Below are 20,944 nucleotides of genomic sequence, written 5' to 3' on the forward strand. Positions count from 1 at the left end.
GCCTATGGATAATCAGTATCTAGACATCAGAACACTGAACTTTATCGTTATTCTGTTCTCTTGCATTTACTCTATTAGTCTGTTTTGTTATCAATACACTCAGGGTAGAGTCAAAGGCTTAAAAACCTTCTCGATATCACTACTGTTTATTGGTTTAGGCCCTTTTTTACTTGGCTTTAGAGGCTCTGCGCCAGACTGGCTGACCATCGTCATAGCCAACACTCTCATATTAGTCGGCTTCTTGCTTACGCTATATAGCGTAAGCATTTTTCGTCAATATCCTTTAAAATTGGCTCACTGTCTTACCTTGTTAACACCTGTTTTCAGTGGTTCATTTTACTATTTCACCTTCCATGACCCTTCTATCAAAAGCCGCATTATTTATCTGAGCATGTATATTTGTATCGTCACCTTCTTTAGTGGTGTCGCCATGCTTAAAGGTACCCAAAAGGACTTAAAGCTCCCTGTTAAAGCAATGTCTTACTCTTTCTTTGGATTTAGTTTTTTTATGGGATTTAGGTCGCTTTGGAGTACTTTTTCAGGTGAGTTACCAAGTTTTATGGTCGCAGGCCTTATCCATCAGCTGACTTTCTTATTTAGCATCTGCCTGATCGTTGCTTTGAGCTTTAGTATGCTGTGGTTAATTAACGGACGCTTGGTGCAATCCATTAATGATCTCTCTCATTTAGATGCACTCACAGGGCTATATAATCGTCGAGCCATGGAAGAAATCGTTCCAAACTTGGTTAGTAAAGCGTATAAAAAAAGCCAAGCAATCAGCATTATTATGACTGATGTCGACAAGTTCAAAGCGATTAATGATCACTATGGTCACACGGTTGGCGACTCCGTCATGGCAACGATCTCCACTATTTTTAAAAAGCATCTTCCTGAGTCAGCCTGCATTGTGCGATTTGGTGGTGACGAGTTCATGATTGTTTTGCTCGAAAAAGCACAGCAAGCCAAAATTTTCGCAGAGCAAATTCGCCTTGCGGTCGAAGCTGAAACCGCTTTGCAATCATTTAAAACTGAAGTGACCATGAGCTTTGGTATCAGTCAGTTATCTGAGGGGCAATCACTTCAAGAGGCACTTGCTGAAGCAGACGAAGCGCTATATAGCTCTAAACATACAGGAAGGAACCTCGTTACCTTGTTTGGAGAAGGGAAAGACCTAAATTATAAGTTTGTCCCAGCTCCAGCCAAAAGCGCATAACGTGTTTGTTATGCCAGTAATTTCGAATTAGCTAGAAATCGCACTAAGTATAGTCGGAGCGATTCAAACCAAACTTCTGCATCTTTTGGTTAAGGGTTCGACGTGGTAAATCCAACTCCTGCATCACCTCATTGATGCGTCCATGATGCCTGACTAAAGAATCATGTAGCACCTTACGTTCAAAGTTATGTAGCTGAATCGCCAACGGCACGCCCGCATGCGTCTCTTCGGTTGTTGAGGATGGTCTACTGGAGAGAATTTCCATCACGGAGACGGTTTCATCCAATGCAAAACGCATCGCTACATTCCTAAGCTCACGTACGTTACCGGGCCAAGAGTAAGCAAGAATGGCCTTTCTATCGGCTTCACTCAGCGGACGACTCTCAGGATTACTTTTCAGAGCAAAGTGTTCGAACAAGATCAACGCGTCTTCTTCTCGCTCACGTAGCGGTGGCAAATAGATCTGCGCCACATTAAGACGATAGTACAAATCCTGACGAAACTCGTCATGATCATTGAGATCTTCTTTCGCGGCGGCGATCACTCTTAAATCAACCGAGATCTGTTGGTTACCCCCAACGCGCTCAACCGTATGTTCCTGTAATGAACGCAACACTTTCACCTGCATGGACAGCGGCATACTCTCGATTTCATCAAAGAATAAAGTGCCTTTATCCGCGTATTCCAACTTACCAATGCGCTTTTTACCCGCTCCGGTAAATGCCCCTGCTTCATGCCCAAACAGCTCACTTTCAAACAGGTTCTCAGGAATAGCGCCACAGTTGATTGGCACAAAATGATAGGATCTGCGTTGGCTTTCATTATGCAAACTGGTCGCCACCAGCTCTTTACCACAACCTGTTTCGCCGTAAATGATCACGTTAGTATCAATGCGTGCTAACTTGGCTACTTGTTCTCTAAGCTGTTGCATCACTCGGCTTCGGCCAATCAGCATTTCTTCTAAGCCGCTAACGCTAGATAGATACTCTTGGCGATCTTGAGTAGACGTTTGTGCGCGATAACTCTCGACCGCATCGGTCACTCGCTGGGATAGGCGCTCAGGTTGGAAAGGTTTCTCGATAAAATCAAACGCACCGTTTTGCAACGCCCCAACTGCCATATCGACATCACCATGTCCGGTGATCAAGATAACCGGCGTTGGAATGTGATTGGCAATCAGGCTTTCTAGTATCGACAAGCCGTCGGTGTCCGGCAGGCGAACATCACTGACAATCGCATCAAATTCTTGGCTAAGAATGGCGGCTTTGCCCTCCTCCCCCAAACTAAACGCGGTCACGTCGAACCCCGCCAGTTGCAGCCACTGACTGGTAGCCTGACGAACAATGTCATCGTCTTCGATAAGTGCAATTTTAGGGATGTCGTCAAAAGCCATGAGTTACTGCCTGCTTTATGGGGTAGGAAAGAAATCGATCTTTATTAACGGTAGCAAAAACCACTGAGGAGAAAAGGAGCTAGATCTCACTTCTTGCTTACAAGTCTTTAACATCCAACCAGTTAGGCGCACTCTTTAATGACTGTTGGTGAGAACGCACTAGCTGAATGGAGTCGGTATGCAGCGCAAAAGGAATGGCAAAACATGGCTTGTGGTCGCAATTGCGGCAGTGCTGATGTTGTCTTGCTATAGCGCCAGCAGAGAGGTTGCCCGTCAGTGGTTGAGTGTACAAACTCAAACCGAAGCTCAACAAAAACTGCTCGACTATATCGGTGAAGTTCGCCGTGCACTCAAACGCTTCTATCACTTGCCTTACCTTGTCACCAATAATCCGGAAACCATCGCGTTTGTAAAAGGAAACCGGACTTATTACGAGCCATTGCAAACCCAACTGACTCAGCTAGATAAAGCCGCCAATACGGAAGGTTGGCTAATCCTGTCTAACTCTGGCGAAGTATTGGTCTCGAGTTTAATCGAAGAGCGCTTTAGCCTATCTGACCGAAAAGCCATTGTGGAACAAATTCACAATCAAGGCGGCGGTGTTTCCTTGGTGAACAAAACCAAAGGTTCGAGTCCGTTGTATTATCTTGCAGCCCCTATCTACGACGGTCTGGATATAGCAGGCATTGTGGTGGTGCAAATCAACCTCAGCTTATTGACCGAACAGACTATTACTAGCCAAGACATCATTACGTTGCAAAATCGCCAGCAACGCTTTTTCCTATCGAGCAGCTCGCTCTATAACGCTGACTGGTTTAACGAACCGAGCAACACCGTTCAGTTAGAAACGCAGCGCTTATACGACAACACCAATATCAGTGTGTGGACGCTCAATCAGCAACGCTATTTTGCGCACACCGTAAAATTGGATGATTTGAATTGGTACGTAAGCTACCTCACCCCTTCTAAGCCGATTCAGCAAACCATCAACGTAATTGGTTGGAGCGTAGCAGCGCTGCTCTTGTTAGTTGTATTACTCGTCATCATTGGTCTACAACGTCGCCAAAAGCACATCAATCAACAGCGAATTCAAGCCCTGTTGGAAGAGTCTCAACGCCGCTTGAAACAGATGATCAATAAAACCCACGTTGGTTTGCTATTGATTGATGAACAAGGGCAACTGTTCGATCTCAACCCGATGGCGAAGCGTTTGTTCTGTTTACCAGAAAGCGTCAATCGACATGCTTTTGCTTGGGAGTTATTCGATGCAGGCAATCCTAATTCCACCACACTTAAGTTGCTCAAGGACTTACCTAAACATAAAGAGCTCGCAGAGATCAGTACCGTCGAAACCATTGCCAGACGCAGTGACGGAAGCGTCTTCCCTGTCCTCTTCTCGCTGACCAGTTTCCCTTGGCATGGCGAGCAGTATTTCCTTGCAACGATCATCGACATCAGCAAGCGGAAAAAAGCTGAGCAATCGCTGCAACAGGTCAACCAAGAACTGGCGCAACGGGTAGAAGAGCGAACTCAAGCGCTAAAAGAAGCGCAAAGCCAGTTAATTGAATCGAGTAAAATGGCCGCCTTGGGTCGCATGTCGAGCGCGATCACTCATGAACTCAATCAGCCACTGACTGGTTTGCGTACCCTGCTCACAACAAACGAACTGTTAGCAGAACGTGGCGAAACCGAGATGATGAAAGCCAACAACGTATTGGTGCAGAAGCTGATTGATCGCATGGCGAGCATGACCAGTCAGTTAAAGACGTTCGCCTACAACAAACCAGAAAGCCTACAGGCGATTTCTCTTACCTCCGCACTCGAAGAGACCTTGCGCGTTTATCAATCCCAATTAGACAAGGTGGATGTGCGTGTTCGAGTTCCTCACGATTTACCTAACATCATGGGTGAAGAACAGCGACTGCTTCAGGTGCTCGGCAACCTTGTCTCGAACGCATTGGATGCGATGGGCAACACCACTAATCCTCAGCTCAACTTGATCGTCAACCCAACCGGTAATCAGGTCGAACTGATCGTCAGTGACAATGGCTGCGGCGTGTCGGATGAGATGCTTGAATCCATGTTTGAACCCTTCCAAACCTCAAAGAAAATTGGTGAAGGCTTAGGGCTGGGTTTAGCGATTACGGCTAACAATATGCGTGATATGAACGGACAAATTACCGTGCATAAGAATGAACAAAATGGGCTGACTTTCACTCTATTGTTCAAATCAGCCTAAGTTGATATTGATTACAAAATCATCATTAGAACTAGGCATCCCCGCTGTTTGAGAAAAACACGATCTCGATACAAGAATCCCTCCTTGACCTACACTATTCTCAAGCAAATAAGACGAATAACTTCCGAACGATAAAGAGTGAGAAACATGATTAAGTTTCCTGAACATTTTCTTTGGGGCGGTGCCATTGCTGCAAACCAAGTAGAAGGGGCGTACAACCTTGGGGGTAAAGGGTTATCGACATCAGACATGCTGCCAAACGGTATTTTGAGTCCGCATCAAACCCGTGAAGAGCGTACACCGGGTATCAAAGACGTGGCGATCGACTTCTACAATCGCTACCCAGAAGACATCGCGCTGTTCAAAGAGATGGGCTTTAACTGTCTGCGTCTCTCTTTGGCATGGAGCCGCATCTTCCCGAACGGGGACGAACTAGAGCCTAACGAAGAAGGTTTGGCGTTCTACGATAAAATTTTTGACGAACTTGCCGAGCACAACATCCAACCTTTCGTGACCTTATCTCACTACGAAATGCCTTACGCACTGGTTGAAAACTATGGCGGTTGGGGCGATCGTCGCGTCATCGAATTCTTCGAACGTTATGCTCGCACCGTGCTGGAACGCTACAAAGACAAAGTGAAGCTGTGGTTAACCTTCAACGAAATCAACATGTCTCTACACGCACCATTTACTGGTGTTGGTTTGCAAGAAGACGCCAATGAACAAGAGATTTACCAAGCGATTCACCACCAGCTAGTCGCAAACGCAAAAGCGGTAAAACTGTGTCAGCAAATCGTATCAAACGGCAAAATTGGTAACATGCTGCTTGGCGCAATCAACTACCCATACACCTGTAACCCTGATGACGTGCTTGCTGCAATGCATGAAAACAACAAGTGGTTGTTCTTCGGTGATGTACAAACGCGTGGTCAGTACCCAGGCTACATGAAGCGTTACTTCCGTGAAAACGGTATCGAAATTCAGATGGAAGCAGGCGACTTAGAAGAAATTGCATCGGCAAGTGTCGATTTCATCTCATTCAGCTACTACGCAAGTGGCTGTGCAAGTGCGGATCCGAAACAGAAAGAAGTGGGTAACATTGTCGATAGCGTACCAAACCCATACCTTGAAAAGAGCCAGTGGGGTTGGTTGATCGATCCAAAAGGCCTGCGCATTCTGCTTAACTTCCTTCACGATCGCTACCAAAAACCACTGTTTGTCGTAGAAAACGGCTTAGGTGCACGTGATGAAATCGATGAAAACGGTGAGATTCAAGATGATTACCGCATCGCTTACTTGAACGACCACCTTGTGCAAGCACACGAAGCGATTCTGGATGGCGTTGAGTTGATGGGCTTTACCAGCTGGGGGCCAATCGATTTGGTCGCGAACTCAACCGCTGAGATGAGCAAACGTTACGGCTTTATCTATGTCGATCGTTATGATGATGGGCAAGGAACGCTAGAACGTAAACGTAAGAAAAGCTTTTTCTGGTATCAAGACGTGATTCGTACTTCAGGCGGTTCATTGAAAAGCTAAGCCTGTTGTCTAGGTACAAAGTGCAACTAGGCATTCGCCTAAACCATCAAGCCCTGCAATTGCAGGGCTTGAATTTTAAGGTGTTTAAACTGCAATCTCTCCACCGTCTTCACGGCGAATAACCACTGTCGCCGCTCGTGGGCGCACAGAAACACCAGCAGGCGTTTCTTCGGCTGCATCTTCACTGTATGGCCAGTTGCCTGGGTGCTGAATATTCACAAACAATGATTTGTAATCAGGGCTGATGGTAAAGCCTGTTACTTCACAACCATTTGGTCCGACAAAGAAGCGTTTCAATTCAGCTTGATTATCCGCACCAATCACAGCTTGATCACCATTCTCATCTGTTAGCTTAGATGGAACAACAGCCAACATTTGATCATTGGTGTAAGACGTGACTTCATCTGCGCCGTTATCAGTCTGAATCCACAAAATACCACGGCCATCAAACGCTAATCCGTCTGGGCTCGCAAACTGGTTTAGCTCATTCAAGCCAGAACGGTTGGTATCTGCATCACCATTTGCTGGCGAACCGAAGACAAAGATATCCCAAGTAAAGTCAGTTGCTGCAGCACCTTCATCCCAACGAATAACATGACCAAACTTATTATTCAAACGTGGATTCGCAGGATTGGTTTCATCTGTACGGCGCGTATTGTTCGTCAATGTTAAATATACTGAACCCGTGAATGGATCAACCGTACACCACTCTGGTCGATCCATTGGTGTTGCCCCAACTAAATCCGCCGCACCCGCAGTATTGATGATAATTTCAGCCAGTGAATCAAAGTGATCCGCTAACGTACCACCAGCGGTTGTTACGCTATCAAGCGTTAATGGTAACCAAGTACCTGTGCTGTCTTCATTGAAGCGCGCCACATACAGTGTGCCTTCGTCCATGTACTTGTCACCCATCGCCAAGCGGTTATCAGGGTTAGCATCTGCTGGATCCCACGCTGCCGCAGATTCAAATTTGTATAGGTATTCAAAGCGAGAATCGTGGCCAGAATAAAATACCACTGGTTTGCCTTCTTCAAGCTTACCGAAAGTACAGCCCTCGTGACGGAAACGACCTAGCGCAGTACGTTTCTTCGCACGTGAGTTTTGCGTGTAAGGGTCAATCTCGACAATGTAACCGTGACCATTGGCTTCATTACGGTAATCATCCATCGCACTTGCTCCTGTTGGAGCCACATTAAAGCGAGAGAACTCATCAAGACGCTCTTCTGAATTTCCTGCTAATGTCTCCCACAAGTAGCGTGTACTTTGATCATCGACACCAATGCGATCTTGCTCTTCTGTACGAGTCCCGGCATTAACAAAGTAACCTGGCCAGTTCTCTTCACACGTTAAGTACGTGCCCCACGGCGTGTAGCCGTTGCCACAGTTGTTTAACGTACCACGCGCTTGGCTGCCATCTGGCGAGAAACGAGTGACAGTTAAAGATGTGTGGGCCACCGGGCCAGACAAATCCATGACTGTCGCACCAGTATAACGACGGTTTAGTGGATCGGTATCAACCAACTTCCACATGTTGTCTTCCAGTTGAATGCGAACCACTGACACACCGTGCGCGTTAATCTCTTTGCGCACTTCATCTACAATGGTACGTACGCCATTTTCAACCGTCGGACCATTTGGATGCAGTGCTGATGTGTCGATGTACTCGTGGTTAATACATAGCAAGCCATCTGTAGTGCTATCGTTCAATGGGAAAAAATGCATGCCGTCATGGTGCATGCCTAGCGCATTTAACTGATCGGTACTGGTGTTGGTACCATCATTTTGCCATGCGCTGCCTTGCGCATTAAGTGGTGTTCCCCAAGGTACTAGTACTTGTGCGGTGTAGCCTTGTGGAATTGAAACTGCGTCAGTGAGTGAGCCAGGGATAGATTCAAAGTTAAGAACGGCTTTAGATGCGCCCGAACCACTGCTTACTGTACTCCCTGAGTCAGACGAGTTACAACCAGCCAATCCGAAAGCACCAAACGCTGTCATCGCACTGATACCTAAACCACCTTTCAGAATGCTGCGTCGAGATAGGCTCGCTTCTAATACTTCTTCAAATGGTTTGTTTTCACTTTGGTTATAACGCGTCGCGTCAAAGGTTTCCTTGCTCATTTTTACTTTCCCGATCTTATAGTTTAATTAATAAATAAGTGATTAGTTGAACGGCAAGAAGTTTGGATAAGAAAAATGACAAAAGTGCTTAAAACATATGAAACTTGTGTTTCAACAATACTGCAAACCAACCAACACAGCTAACGAAGCAATTAAATTCTGGTCACATAATCACCAACTGTATCGCTTCATTCTGATTTTACTTGGGCTAAAGTATGATAGAAGGTATAAGGTGTACGAAATCAAATCATCTACGAGAGATAATCATGAAATTAGACAAGATCGATAACAAGAGCCGTCGTATCCGTAAAAAGCTGTTCTTAGGTGAGTTCGCAATCCTAGGTTTCGAGATCAGCTGTGAAACAGACATTAACGACTTCGACCGTTACGATGCATTCGTTGATGACTTTATCGACTACATTGACGAGCTTGGTCTTTGCTTCGGTGGCGGTGGTCTAGAACTGTTTGAAGGCTTCCTATGTTCTACTGACCGTTACGGCAGTGCGACTGAAGAACAGAAAGCGCAAGTTATCAAATGGTTAGAAGCACGCCCAGAAGTGAAAAGCGCGCAAGCGGGCGAACTAGTTGACGCCAACTACCTGTAACTAAAGGGCAACCTGTAATACGCAGAGCTCAGTAAATGGTAGAGAAAGCTGGTCTTAAGACTGGCTTTTTTATTTTTGGAAGAATGCGATATTAAAAATAGGGTGCTTGGGAAGTTGCGCGGAGTGATTGTGGCGTTTTTGAGCTGGCAATCAACGGGAAACTGCGTTCCACAGCCAGCTCGTGCCTTTAGGTATAATTAACTATGATTTTTTAGCTGGGGCGTCTTTCGTGTCTTTCCAGTATTGAATACGCACACGATGTAGCTGAGCTCTTCTAGTCTTTTTCATAGTAAAGTCCCTCATCTTATATAAGTAACGCTCCTCATGGAGCTTATTGTCTAAGGTCGTATCCCCTTCAATCTATAAGGGAATCAATCATTTAACCGTGACCAATTTCACAACATAATAATAATTACCGATTTCTTGCAGCCTATTTTTACTGGCAAACGGCATATTATCTATCTGACACGGTTAACTTACTCACCAGATATGACAGAAAAATGGCAATCAAGTTCCCTACTTATACTGTCATTGAATCTTAATAAGGATTAACAAGGTGGGCATTTCAGATTTACCACACTGTTTATAAAAACCGCAAGATTTTTTATTTCTTTTCAAACAAATCTCTACTCAAGATCAATTCACTTTCATCTTTATCGTCTCCCTTTTAACGCATTGTGATCCAGTTCAATCCACAGAACTCGGAACAAAAAGCGCACATTAATACATTCACCACCAAACTTGTGCGAGATCTCTTACAAGAGTTGTAAGCAAATAGATTAATCGCCTCTAAGAGCAATGCCAGAAAAAACATTAAACATATGATTTAAAAACAATATTTAAATTCACTTAAAATAATAAGTAAAAATAATTTAGAAAAGTTAATTGAGTCAAATCAGCAAAACATCAATACTCAATTTGTCGACAGGATGTTGGCGGGAACAGGAAAAAAGCCTAAAGGATTGGGTATCTTCAGGATGAAGATTTGATAGCTTAGGATGAGTTGTCAGCAAGGATGTAGTTAAGCTCTAGGATAGAGTTCGCCCGTCAGGATGATAGGCAAGAATGGACACCGCTAGGAAGGCGATGAACAAGGAACTCGGTTAAAGGACTTAGCCACAATCAAGGATAGATGCAGGGAGCACCTATTAGTAGCTGGATTGCTGCGAAAAAGAATAAGCCCCGTCTGGGAAACCAGGCGGGGTTTTATTTTGTCTGTAATGTATTGATAGCGATTCATCTTTATCGTTTAAGTCTTCTCTGTTTTCATAAAACACCGTGCTATCATTTTCTTTACGTCTCCCAACAAAGCTCTCAGAAAATCACACACTATGCTTAATCCTGTTTGGTTACATACATTTAAGACATTGATTGAAGTCGGTCATTTTACGCAAACGGCAGAAAAACTTTTTATGACTCAGCCTGGCGTCAGCCAACACATCAAAAAATTAGAGCAAAGTTGTCAGCATGCCTTGATCAAGCGCGAAAACAAAAGCTTCGAATTAACCGAGCAAGGCAGGATTGTCTACGCATATGCGCTCGAGTTAGAAGATAGAGAAAAGAAGCTGCTCGAAGAGCTCAGTTTTGATGATGCGTTTTCAGGCCATTGTAAACTGGCTTGTTCTGGTGCAATGGCGTTAATGTTGTATGGGCCCATTTTGGAGAAGCAAAAACAGCACCCGAGCTTATCGTTACATTTAGAAGCCGCGCCAAATCAATCTATTCTCAACGCCATAACGCAAGGGCACATTGATATTGGTATCGTGACTGATGTTCCCAATAAAGGTCTGTTTCACAGTGAGCGAATTGGTAAAGAGAGGTTGTGCTTGGTTCTGCCAAAGCAATATCAAAATAAGCAGATAACGCCAAAACTCTTGCATGACTGTGGTGTCATTAGCCACCCTGATGCCGAGCATTACATGACACTTTTTTTTGACCAATGTGAAGAGCCACAGCTCCAAGAAATTAAGATGAGCGATTTACCATTATCCGGCTACGTAAATCAATTGAGCCAAATTTTGCTACCTGTCAGCAAAGGACTTGGCTTCACCGTGCTGCCTCAAAGTGCGGTCGACAATTTTCCACTAAAAGACACGTTATACATTGCTCAACTGAAAAACACTGTATGTGAAGAGCTATTTCTGGTTCGTAAGCGCAGTCGTGCTCTACCTCTGCGCTATCAGACCATCAAAGAAGTGTTATTGGATGTGATCGGTGGTGCGCATCAATGATGTTAGCCACTCTTCGCTGGTAATGCGTTCCTCTTGGCAATCCACCCAATATGGTTTGCCAGACAACCAACTTTTCGACGCAACTTCTTTTATAAACACATCCACGGAATCAACGTCATCTTTGGCGTAATCCCATTTATTGCGCATGTGTTCTGCCGCTTCTTGATTAGTGTACGCCTTGCCGTTGCGGATAAAGGTGCAAGAGGATTGCTCAACTCGTTTTATCAACGTCGAGATATCTTGCTCTACCCCTGCTAGTGCAAAGGTAGGCAGAATGCTTAATGTAAGTAACAACGTCCACTTTGCTTTCATCGCACCTTTATCCTTATCCCTGACCACGTAACTACTAATAGTAACTACTGATAAGTGACTTAACTATTCTGGTGTTTGGCTGTTTAGCTCAGCAATTATTGCCACCATGCCTTAGCAGGCTGAGGCTCCGCAATCGCCAAGCGTTGACCAATCTCAGGGCTCACCAACGTTACACCGCGCTCTTCACTGATGTCTAACGCGCGTTGCATTGGCTCATTCCAATCGTGCATTGATAAATCAAACGTGCTGTTATGGATCGGCATCATCACTTTGCCCTGCACATCGATGTGTGCTTGAACGCTTTGCTCTGGGAACATGTGAATGTCTGACCAGAGTTCATTGTACGCACCTGTTTCAATCATGGTGAAGTCAAACGGACCGTACTTTTCGCCAATCTCTTTAAAGCCATTGAAGTAACCAGAGTCACCACTGAAGAACACTTTGTGTTGTTGTGCATTGATAACCCAACTGCCCCACAGCGTCGTATCGCGGTCTGTCAAACCTCGACCAGAGAAATGCTGAGTCGGAGTTAGTGTATATTCAATGCCGTCAACAGAGTGTGACTCCCACCAGTCTAGTTCGATCACTTTCTCTTTGGGTACACCCCAATTCACCAGTAATTGGCCAACTTTTAACGGCACCAAGAAAGTGCCCACCTTGTCGCCTAGCACTTTAATAGAAGCTTTATCTAGGTGATCGTAATGGTCATGACTGATCACCACCACATCGATAGTTGGCAAATCTTCTATCGTGATGGGGGTTTGGTGAAAGCGTTTTGGCCCTGCCCATTGTACAGGAGACGCGCGATCACTGAATACAGGGTCGGTCATCACCAGTTTTCCATCGAGCTTCATTAATACGCTTGAGTGACCCAGACGATAGATGACGTCATCTTGCTCTTCTAACAGTTGCCGCGCTGTGATCGCATGCACTGGAATTTCAATCGTTGGTGTTGGGTTAAGGCGCTCAGTCGTAAAATACGCTTTCATGATTTCGAACATGTCGCCCAAACCGCTTTTGTATTCCAACTCTGTATTTGCAAATTTGTCCGGGTATGTTGGCGCTTTTTCAGTATCAACATTAGAACAAGAAATCATTGATGTACCCATCGCGAACGCTCCTACTGTGGCTAGCAAAGTTTTTTTCATAAAAAGTTAACCCGAACAAAAGTAAACTACACGGTGCAGTTTACATTCTAATTATCAAAAGTAAACTACTTAGTGTAAAATAGATCAAGAAATGATCTTCTTAACTTAGCAAGCTTATGAATGTAAAAAGAAAAAGTCGTAGCGAAACCAAAAGAGAAGCCATCTTGTGCGCGGCAAGGCAAGCGTTCCAAGAGTTTGGAGTGCAAAACACCAGCATGGATAAGCTCTCTTCAATCGCACAAGTCTCTAAGCGCACGGTCTATAATCACTTCCCTTCTAAGGAAGCGATCGTGACGGAGTTGCTGACTGAGCTTTGGCGTTCGTCAATGATGGAAAGCGATATTAAACGCTTGGCCACTCTGCCACTCAAAGATCAATTGATTGAATTACTCTACAGCGAGATCATTGTGGTGACGGAACCAAACTATATTGAGCTGGCAAAAGTGGCATTTGGGCACTTCTTATTTAAGCCAGAAGATCTCAAAGAACAAGCAGAACAAATGTCGAAACAGGAAACCGCCCTGTACCGCTGGCTTACGGAGAAATCGAACAGTGGCGCTTTGCAAATTGATGATGTACATATAGCAAGCACTCAATTGCACAACTTACTTAAAGGCAGTGCATTCTGGCCGCAGTTAATGGGAATTCGCCCCTCTTTGTCGAATGAAGAATCTAGGCTGTTAGCTACCCAAACGGCGGAACTTTTTTTAAGTCACTATCAAAACAGCTAAAAACAGCGGTCAAATTGGCCGCTTTTTTAAGCGATAATTCGTGACAAAGCGATGAAATTTTTGCTCAATTTTATTTATCTCACCCTTGACAGTCTCATACCGCAAGGCGTGAGCGTTCGATAAAATATTTTTGTCGTGTCGACGATGCTTTTTCGTTTTCATCTCACAAAAAAACGCCCTAAGGTGCGCACCTCTGACGACGTGGTTGTTCAACCACAATTCTAAATCGTTGAAGTAAGTAGGTTATGTCATAACATGATCACCTGCCTACTGCATTCTATGCTCTATACTTATATTTTAATTTGGTACTGACTTACTAAGGAATTGCCATGCGTATTGCTATTCTCTCTCGTAATGAGAATTTATATTCAACCATGCGCCTAAAACAGGCGGGTGAAGAACGTGGGCATCAAATCGATGTGATCGACACGCTTCACTGTTATATGGACATTACGAGCAACAACCCTAAGATCCGCTACAAGGGTGAAGAATTACCGCAATACGATGCTGTTATTCCACGTATTGGGGCATCTATTACGTTTTACGGCACTGCTGTTGTACGTCAGTTTGAAATGATGGGTACATTTTGTGTCAACGAATCTGTCGCGATCAGCCGCTCTCGTGACAAGTTGCGCTCATTGCAACTGCTATCACGTAAAGGCATCGGTTTGCCACGCACTGGCTTTGCTCACCATCCTGACAACATTCAGGACGTGATCAAAAACGTTGGTGGCGCACCTCTAGTAATTAAATTGCTAGAAGGCACTCAAGGCATTGGTGTTGTACTTGCTGAAACAAATAAAGCGGCAGAAAGCGTGATTGAAGCTTTCATGGGTTTGAAAGCTAACATCATGGTGCAAGAATTTATCGAAGAAGCAAAAGGCGCGGACATCCGTTGTTTTGTTGTCGGAAATAAGGTGATTGCCGCAATGAAGCGCCAAGCAAAAGAAGGCGAGTTCCGTTCTAACCTTCACCGTGGTGGCTCTGCACAACTCGTGCGTTTGAGCAAAGAAGAGCGTGCGACCGCTGTAAATGCAGCGAAAGTGATGGGCTTGAACCTTTGTGGTGTGGATATCCTTCAATCTAAAAATGGCCCAGTGGTAATGGAAGTGAACTCTTCCCCTGGTCTAGAAGGCATCGAACTAGCAACGGGTAAAAACATTGCAGGTATGATCTTCGATTTTATCGAGAAAAACGCTAAGCCAAATTCAAACCGTACTCGCGGTAAAGGTTGATTTTTGTTTAACGCACAAGAGAGCCAAAAACCGGCTCTCTTGTTACTCGTCGCTAGGATGACACTATGAATCAGAAAATGATCATTGGGAATGCCGAAGCTATTTGCTTGCCAGAGTTAGGGATTACTCACCTTGAAGCGCGTATTGATACAGGCGCTCAAACCTCTTCATTACATGTAGACAATATTGATTGCTTTGAAAAAGATGGTCAGTCTTATGTTGCATTCGATTTGCACCCAGATGTATACCATTTAGAACAAGTGGTTCGCTGCACAGCGAAACTAAAAGCAAACCGTAAGGTTAAATCTTCTAACGGTACTTTTGAGCACCGCTGCGTGATCACAACGATGCTGCGTATGGGCGACCAACAATGGCCAATCGACATTACGTTGACTAACCGTGAAAAAATGACTTACATGATGTTGTTAGGTCGTCAGGGTATGGCAGACAAAGTGCTGGTTGATCCTAGCCAATCTCACTTATTGGCATCTTAACCCCGTAGCTTCAGATGAGTGATCGAACGTTTTTGTTGAGCATCACTCGTCTGGCTTTATCTTAGCCTACTTCCTACGAAATAACGCAAACAACAATCCCTTCGCTTTAACTTTTGTCACTCGCCAGTGCGTCATTGGCTTAGTCGGCGCTGTATTCAAAATGTGCTGATACGCTTTTTCATCCAAAGTCACCTCTCCCCCATGTGCCAAAAGCAAACATTGCGGATTCATCTCAAACACACGCTTTAATGATTGCCGATATTGATTCGGATGAAATATGGGAAACGGCGCAATCAGATGCTGTTTCACCTGCACCATTAAATCCGCCACATACAGTACATCTTGTTCAGAATGATAAACCGACAGATCTCGGTCGGTATGCCCTAGTGTTTCTAGCACCTGCCAATCATCAAATCCAGGAATAAACTCTCCATCAATAAGTTCAATATCTGGCTTTAGCTTGCGGGAATACCACAGGTTTTGCTTTGGTTTACGCATCCGATTCGCCATCCAGCGTGCTAACATCAAATCGGTCAAATGCATTAGCCAACCGTCTACACCGCTATACCACTGGTTCTCTCGCTTTGCGGCCAATAGCTTGCATCCTGTTAAGTCACGTAGTTTGTGCGCACCACCAGCATGGTCTGGATGCATGTGGGTCACAACAACCAACTTTAGATCAGAAAAAGGACGATGGAGTTGATGTTCAATAAAGTCTTTAAGATGAGGAATGTCTGCTCGACTGGCACCATCAAGCAACAATAATCTATCGGGATATTCGGCGAGATACATGGTCTGAATGTACCCCTGAATTCTGTGCAGCTGCAAAATATGTCCTTATTTTAGTGAGATGCTTCATGACCGAATCCTTACTGGTCAGACCAACTATAACAGCAGAATGGACGCTTCGGTAAACAAATATTCACACGTAGCGACGACAACAAATCATAATCGAGATGATAGATTTTAATCATTAGACTCAAGGGCCCTTTTATCCGTTAATGCGCGCACACGGAGTTCGTGTCAGGGTATGAGGTAAATACCTCATGATTTGCTTTTTTGTACTTTTCCTTCTAATTAATTAAGGAGTTAAGTACATTTTTGTGAGAATCGAGTTGGAAAAAGCAACTAAATTAGACCGCATCCGCGCGGACTACAACGTTCACTACTGGAGCCAAGGTTTCTACGGCATTGATGACCAAGGCGAAGTATATGTATCACCACGTAGTGATCGTGCACATCAAATCCCTTTCAGCGCTATTGTAAATGAGCTAGAAGCGAAGCAGTTAAATCTGCCTGTATTAGTACGCTTCCCGCAAATCGTGCACCAACGTGTGCATGGTATTTGCCACGCATTCAACCAAGCAATTGAAGAATACCAATATCCAAACAAATACTTGTTGGTGTACCCAATTAAAGTAAACCAACAACGTGAAGTGGTGGATGAAATTCTAGCGAGCCAAGCTCAACTAGAAACCAAGCAGCTTGGTCTTGAAGCGGGTAGCAAGCCAGAATTGTTGGCGGTACTTGCATTGGCTCAACAAGGTAGCTCCGTAATCGTGTGTAATGGCTACAAAGACCGTGAGTATGTGCGTCTTGCACTGATCGGTGAAAAGCTGGGTCACAAAGTATTCATCGTACTAGAGAAGCTTTCTGAGCTGGATCTGGTACTAGAAGAAGCGAAAAGTTTGGGCGTAAAACCGCGCCTTGGTTTACGCATTCGCCTCGCCTCTCAAGGCGCAGGGAAATGGCAAGCAAGTGGCGGTGAAAAATCGAAGTTTGGTTTATCAGCATCGCAAGTGCTTAGCGTTATTGAACGTCTTAAACGCGAAGGCAACCTAGACGCGATGCAACTGGTTCACTTCCACCTTGGTTCACAGATGGCAAACATCCGTGATGTACGCAATGGTGTGAACGAGTCTGCACGTTTCTACTGCGAACTACGCGCACTCGGTGCAAACATCGAGTACTTCGATGTGGGCGGCGGCTTGGCAGTGGATTATGACGGCACACGCAGCCAATCATCGAATTCGATGAACTACGGACTTGCAGAATACGCACGTAATATCGTCAACACAGTGGGCGATGTGTGTCTGCAATACGAACAACCAATGCCAGTGATCATTTCGGAATCGGGTCGCTCGCTAACAGCGCACCACGCTGTATTGATTTCTAACGTAATTGGTACCGAGTCGTACCTACCGGAAGAAGTACATGAGCTTGATGAGGACGCTCCGCTTTTGCTACAAAACATGTGGCGAAACCGGGAAAACTTGCAAGATGGTACAGACGCTCGTGCGTTAATTGAGATTTACAATGATACCCAAAGTGATTTGGCAGAAGTGCACTCTCAATTTGCTACAGGTGTGCTTAACTTGGAACAACGTGCGTGGGCAGAACAATTGTCACTACGCATTTACTTCGAATTAAGCCGCAAGATGAGCACTAAGAATCGCTTCCACCGTCCGATTCTGGACGAGTTGAGCGAACGTCTTGCGGATAAGTTCTTCGTGAACTTCTCTCTCTTCCAATCTCTACCAGATGCTTGGGGTATTGATCAGGTGTTCCCTGTTCTGCCACTTTCTGGTCTTGGCGAGGCGGAAGAGCGTCGTGCAGTGATGCTGGACATCACATGTGACTCTGATGGCGCGATCGATCACTACGTTGATGGTCAAGGCATCGAGAGCACGCTACCTGTACCAGCTTGGAGCAAAGACAAACCGTACTTAATGGGCTTTTTCCTAGTAGGCGCATACCAAGAAATCCTTGGTGACATGCACAACCTATTTGGTGATACCCACAGTGCTGTAGTCAATGTTGATGAACACGGTCAATTTGAGATCAGTTACATCAACGAAGGTGATAGTGTAGAAGACATGATGCGCTACGTTCATATCGACGTGGATGCGATTCGTGACAATTATAAACAATTGGTTTCACAGCGAGTTGAAGCCAATGAACAAGCACAAATCCTAGCAGAACTAGAACAAGGTCTAGCAGGATACACCTATTTAGAGGACTTCTGATATGAATGATTTGTTTACTAAAACTGATTATTCGCTTTACTCCAACTCTATGTCGTTTTTACGTCTGCCGTACATTCGTAACCCGGTATCGGCAGACGCAGACGTTGTGGTGTTGGGAGTCCCTCTGGACATGGCAACATCTGGTCGTCCAGGTGCGCGTATGGGTCCAGATGCAATTCGCCGTGCCTCAGTCAACTTGGCATGGGAAGGTAAGAAGTTCCCTTGGAGCTTCAACGTATTGGATAAACTGAAAGTGATCGACGCAGGTGATCTCGTGTTCGATTGCGGTGATGCGGAAGATTTTACTTACCGCCTTGAAGCGGCAACCAGTGAAATTCTAAAAAGTGGTAAAACCATGTTGGGATTGGGCGGTGACCACTTCATTACGCTACCTATCCTGCGTGCCTATGCGAAGCATCATGGCCAAATGGCTTTGATTCACTTTGATGCTCATACGGACACCTATGCAAATGGCAGCTCATACGACCACGGTACGATGTTCTACCATGCGCCGAAAGAAGGTTTGATCTCAGCAAAGAACTCAATACAAATTGGCATTCGTACGGAGTACAAACAGCAAGATCACGGCTTCAATGTGATTAATGCGATGCAAGCGAATGACATGTCGGTGAACGAGATCCTAGAAGAAATTCGTCGCACCGTCGCAGACAAGCCAGTATATGTCACTTTTGACATCGACTGCTTAGACCCGGCCTTCGCACCGGGAACTGGTACACCAGTTTGCGGTGGCTTGAACTCAGACAAAGCGCTGAAAATTATTCGTGGTTTAGCCGGCATGAATATCGTGGGTATGGATGTTGTCGAAGTATCGCCTCCATACGACCACAGTGATGTTACCGCACTAGCGGGAGCAACCATCGCACTAGAAATGCTTTACGCATACGCATCTGAGCGCGAATAGACATAATCATTTCTAAGGGAGCTTCGGCTCCCTTTTCTTTCTGATGCCTTCCTCTACCTTTTATTCACTCGTTTCATCTTGAACTCAGCTCAACCGAGCAGACGCTTTATTTTTGCACTTTAACCATTAAAACCAGTTACCTATAAGGCTCATTCTATTCACGAAAAGTAAAAGATTTAACGTAATTAGACAAAGAAATGCACCGCTTTTTGAAAACAAAATCGGATTAGTTTTTCTAATTGAAATCATAGATTTTTATCTTGCTCAACTTCACACTTTTCGATTGCTAATTATACAAGCAAGCACTATTATCTCGCGCAAATACCCCCGCAACACAAGAATTCAGTTGGCGCTCTGTAAAAGAGCGCTAAGGGTTTTTACGTCTTAAATTTTTTGGAGAGATACGCAAATGTCTGCTTCGTTTCCATTAGCGAAACTTACCTTTTTAATCGCTATATTGACTGCCGTGGGTCAAATGACCCAGACAATGTACGTGCCTTCAATCGGTCATATGGCGGGCGAGTTTTTGGTATCTGCGTCATCACTTCAAGCTGTGATGGCTTGTTACCTAATCCCATATGGCTTGTCGCAATTTGCGTATGGCACACTATCGGACCGCTTGGGACGCAAACCGATCATCATCGTCGGGCTGCTTATCTACATCGCGGGTACACTGGTAGCATTATTTGCACATCAATTTGAATGGTTCTTGATTGGTAGCTTTATCCAAGGCTTAGGTATTGGCTGCGGCGGTGCGATGTCACGCACTCTGACTCGCGATTGCTTTGAAGGCTCTGATCTACACAGAGCAAACAGCTTAATTAGCATGTGTGTGATTTTCTCACCATTAATGGCACCAGTATTAGGCGGTTACCTAACAGAAGCTTTCGGATGGCGGTCGAGCTACTTGTTCTTAGCGCTATTTGCTATCGCGGTTGTGATCACCATGATGACAAGCATGATGGAGACGCTACCAAAAGAGAAACGCAAATTCGAACCAGTAGCCAAAAGCTACAAACACGTTTTGTCTGACCGTCGCTTTCAAGGCTTTTTGATTTGCCTGGTTGCAACATTCGCTGGTGTGGGTGTATTCGAAGCAGCGGCTGGGGTGTTATTGGGTGGGGTATTAGAATTACCTGCAACAACGGTAAGTTTGCTGTTTATATTGCCGATCCCAGGTTACTTGGTGGGCGCAGGCTTATCTAGCTACATCGCAAGACGTCGCTCTGAGCGTCGTGCTTTAAACGTAGGCTTGGTCTCTATTTTTGTGGGCTCTGCTATTGTGCTCATCCCAGGCTTGTTTGGTTTGACCACGGCGTTAACGCTGGTTGGAGGCGCAACCGTGTACTTTTTGGGTGCGGGTATTCTCTTCCCAGCAGCAACAACTGGAGCGATTGCGCCATTCCCATACCATGCAGGAACAGCAGGCGCGACATTGGGTGGCATGCAAAACTTGGGGGCAGGTGTCGCAACTTTGCTCGCGTCACTATTTCCAGCGCATAACCAGATGCCTTTGGGCATTTTGATGATGGCAATGTCGGTAATTGCAATGCTTGGGTTAATGTGGGTGAATCGAGCACACAATCACTCAAACGAAGTACCGCAAGTTATCTGATCATTATCAGCTTACTTTCAAAATCCAAAAGGGACACACTCAACAAGTGTGTCCCTTTTTTCATATCACACTATATCGATTTCCCGATGAGAATGATTTAACTTTCGAATTGATATTTGT

The 20,944-nt window shown here is 45.0% G+C and carries 16 protein-coding genes; 11 read left to right on the forward strand and 5 right to left on the reverse strand.

Annotated features, from left to right (window positions below; translation table 11 throughout):
* Positions 1-4: 4 nt before the first annotated feature.
* Positions 5-1,213 carry a GGDEF domain-containing protein gene (locus R7H07_RS03695; protein ID WP_065275104.1) on the forward strand — a complete coding sequence of 403 codons (1,209 nt, stop codon included), beginning with the start codon at positions 5-7 and terminating at the stop codon, positions 1,211-1,213.
* 43 nt (positions 1,214-1,256) lie between these two features.
* Here the strand turns inward: R7H07_RS03695 and R7H07_RS03700 are convergent, their stop codons facing one another.
* Positions 1,257-2,606: a sigma-54-dependent transcriptional regulator gene (locus tag R7H07_RS03700; RefSeq protein ID WP_065275103.1), complete on the reverse strand. Its 1,350-nt coding sequence runs from the start codon at positions 2,604-2,606 to the stop codon at positions 1,257-1,259.
* Positions 2,607-2,784: 178 nt separating this feature from the next.
* Here R7H07_RS03700 and R7H07_RS03705 point away from each other — a divergent pair, with 178 nt between their 5' ends.
* A complete protein-coding gene (locus tag R7H07_RS03705) occupies positions 2,785-4,845 on the forward strand; it encodes a sensor histidine kinase (RefSeq protein ID WP_065275102.1) in 2,061 nt (686 codons plus the stop codon).
* 147 nt (positions 4,846-4,992) lie between these two features.
* The gene (locus R7H07_RS03710; RefSeq protein ID WP_065275101.1) at positions 4,993-6,384 is read left to right on the forward strand and encodes a glycoside hydrolase family 1 protein; all 1,392 of its coding nucleotides are present in this window, start codon (positions 4,993-4,995) and stop codon (positions 6,382-6,384) included.
* Between the two features lie 84 nt (positions 6,385-6,468).
* Here R7H07_RS03710 and R7H07_RS03715 read toward each other — a convergent pair whose 3' ends face one another.
* The gene (locus R7H07_RS03715; protein ID WP_065275100.1) at positions 6,469-8,505 is read right to left on the reverse strand and encodes a PhoX family protein; all 2,037 of its coding nucleotides are present in this window, start codon (positions 8,503-8,505) and stop codon (positions 6,469-6,471) included.
* A 266-nt stretch (positions 8,506-8,771) separates the two neighbouring features.
* On the opposite strand from R7H07_RS03715, the gene R7H07_RS03720 reads away from it, so the two are divergent.
* Both R7H07_RS03720 and R7H07_RS03725 read left to right on the forward strand, forming a co-directional pair.
* Positions 8,772-9,110, forward strand: coding sequence for a YggL family protein (locus R7H07_RS03720; RefSeq protein ID WP_005374208.1), 339 nt, complete (start codon positions 8,772-8,774; stop codon positions 9,108-9,110).
* A 1,331-nt stretch (positions 9,111-10,441) separates the two neighbouring features.
* A complete protein-coding gene (locus R7H07_RS03725; RefSeq protein WP_065275099.1) occupies positions 10,442-11,341 on the forward strand; it encodes a LysR family transcriptional regulator in 900 nt (299 codons plus the stop codon).
* On the opposite strand, the gene R7H07_RS03730 is transcribed toward R7H07_RS03725, so the two are convergent.
* Positions 11,309-11,653: a DUF5329 family protein gene (locus R7H07_RS03730; protein WP_017635527.1), complete on the reverse strand. Its 345-nt coding sequence runs from the start codon at positions 11,651-11,653 to the stop codon at positions 11,309-11,311. The genes R7H07_RS03725 and R7H07_RS03730 overlap by 33 nt on opposite strands.
* A gap of 95 nt (positions 11,654-11,748) precedes the next feature.
* The gene (locus tag R7H07_RS03735; protein ID WP_031780877.1) at positions 11,749-12,762 is read right to left on the reverse strand and encodes an MBL fold metallo-hydrolase; all 1,014 of its coding nucleotides are present in this window, start codon (positions 12,760-12,762) and stop codon (positions 11,749-11,751) included.
* Positions 12,763-12,917: 155 nt separating this feature from the next.
* On the opposite strand from R7H07_RS03735, the gene R7H07_RS03740 reads away from it, so the two are divergent.
* From R7H07_RS03740 to R7H07_RS03750, 3 genes are all read left to right on the forward strand, one after another.
* Positions 12,918-13,532: a TetR/AcrR family transcriptional regulator gene (locus R7H07_RS03740; RefSeq protein WP_021035906.1), complete on the forward strand. Its 615-nt coding sequence runs from the start codon at positions 12,918-12,920 to the stop codon at positions 13,530-13,532.
* Between the two features lie 329 nt (positions 13,533-13,861).
* Entirely contained in the window at positions 13,862-14,767 is a 906-nt protein-coding gene (gene rimK / locus R7H07_RS03745) for a 30S ribosomal protein S6--L-glutamate ligase (protein ID WP_005374224.1), read from the forward strand.
* A 65-nt stretch (positions 14,768-14,832) separates the two neighbouring features.
* Positions 14,833-15,261: an ATP-dependent zinc protease gene (locus tag R7H07_RS03750; RefSeq protein ID WP_005384193.1), complete on the forward strand. Its 429-nt coding sequence runs from the start codon at positions 14,833-14,835 to the stop codon at positions 15,259-15,261.
* Between the two features lie 66 nt (positions 15,262-15,327).
* Here R7H07_RS03750 and R7H07_RS03755 read toward each other — a convergent pair whose 3' ends face one another.
* Complete coding sequence (locus tag R7H07_RS03755) at positions 15,328-16,053, reverse strand: MBL fold metallo-hydrolase (RefSeq protein ID WP_054574596.1); 726 nt, start codon at positions 16,051-16,053, stop codon at positions 15,328-15,330.
* Positions 16,054-16,376: 323 nt separating this feature from the next.
* On the opposite strand from R7H07_RS03755, the gene speA reads away from it, so the two are divergent.
* The 3 genes from speA (at position 16,377) to emrD (ending at position 20,824) form a co-directional block, all read left to right on the forward strand.
* Positions 16,377-18,287: an arginine decarboxylase gene (speA, locus tag R7H07_RS03760; RefSeq protein ID WP_206959052.1), complete on the forward strand. Its 1,911-nt coding sequence runs from the start codon at positions 16,377-16,379 to the stop codon at positions 18,285-18,287.
* A gap of 1 nt (position 18,288) precedes the next feature.
* Complete coding sequence (gene speB, locus R7H07_RS03765) at positions 18,289-19,209, forward strand: agmatinase (protein ID WP_005374233.1); 921 nt, start codon at positions 18,289-18,291, stop codon at positions 19,207-19,209.
* 409 nt (positions 19,210-19,618) lie between these two features.
* Positions 19,619-20,824 (forward strand): multidrug efflux MFS transporter EmrD, encoded by a 1,206-nt coding sequence (gene emrD / locus R7H07_RS03770; RefSeq protein WP_005374234.1) that lies wholly within the window; start codon positions 19,619-19,621, stop codon positions 20,822-20,824.
* The last annotated feature ends 120 nt before the right edge of the window (positions 20,825-20,944 follow it).

The sequence above is a fragment of the Vibrio sp. Vb1127 genome, assembly GCF_033338735.1.
Taxonomy (GTDB): domain Bacteria; phylum Pseudomonadota; class Gammaproteobacteria; order Enterobacterales; family Vibrionaceae; genus Vibrio; species Vibrio alginolyticus.

Excerpts from the sequence above, each read along its gene's own strand:
- R7H07_RS03695 (WP_065275104.1), top strand. The coding sequence starts at position 5 with ATGGATAATCAGTATCTAGACATCAGAACACTGAACTTTATCGTTATT.
- R7H07_RS03700 (WP_065275103.1), bottom strand. The coding sequence starts at position 2,606 with ATGGCTTTTGACGACATCCCTAAAATTGCACTTATCGAAGACGATGAC.
- R7H07_RS03705 (WP_065275102.1), top strand. The coding sequence starts at position 2,785 with ATGCAGCGCAAAAGGAATGGCAAAACATGGCTTGTGGTCGCAATTGCG.
- R7H07_RS03710 (WP_065275101.1), top strand. The coding sequence starts at position 4,993 with ATGATTAAGTTTCCTGAACATTTTCTTTGGGGCGGTGCCATTGCTGCA.
- R7H07_RS03715 (WP_065275100.1), bottom strand. The coding sequence starts at position 8,505 with ATGAGCAAGGAAACCTTTGACGCGACGCGTTATAACCAAAGTGAAAAC.
- R7H07_RS03720 (WP_005374208.1), top strand. The coding sequence starts at position 8,772 with ATGAAATTAGACAAGATCGATAACAAGAGCCGTCGTATCCGTAAAAAG.
- R7H07_RS03725 (WP_065275099.1), top strand. The coding sequence starts at position 10,442 with ATGCTTAATCCTGTTTGGTTACATACATTTAAGACATTGATTGAAGTC.
- R7H07_RS03730 (WP_017635527.1), bottom strand. The coding sequence starts at position 11,653 with ATGAAAGCAAAGTGGACGTTGTTACTTACATTAAGCATTCTGCCTACC.
- R7H07_RS03735 (WP_031780877.1), bottom strand. The coding sequence starts at position 12,762 with ATGGGTACATCAATGATTTCTTGTTCTAATGTTGATACTGAAAAAGCG.
- R7H07_RS03740 (WP_021035906.1), top strand. The coding sequence starts at position 12,918 with ATGAATGTAAAAAGAAAAAGTCGTAGCGAAACCAAAAGAGAAGCCATC.
- rimK (WP_005374224.1), top strand. The coding sequence starts at position 13,862 with ATGCGTATTGCTATTCTCTCTCGTAATGAGAATTTATATTCAACCATG.
- R7H07_RS03750 (WP_005384193.1), top strand. The coding sequence starts at position 14,833 with ATGAATCAGAAAATGATCATTGGGAATGCCGAAGCTATTTGCTTGCCA.
- R7H07_RS03755 (WP_054574596.1), bottom strand. The coding sequence starts at position 16,053 with ATGTATCTCGCCGAATATCCCGATAGATTATTGTTGCTTGATGGTGCC.
- speB (WP_005374233.1), top strand. The coding sequence starts at position 18,289 with ATGAATGATTTGTTTACTAAAACTGATTATTCGCTTTACTCCAACTCT.
- emrD (WP_005374234.1), top strand. The coding sequence starts at position 19,619 with ATGTCTGCTTCGTTTCCATTAGCGAAACTTACCTTTTTAATCGCTATA.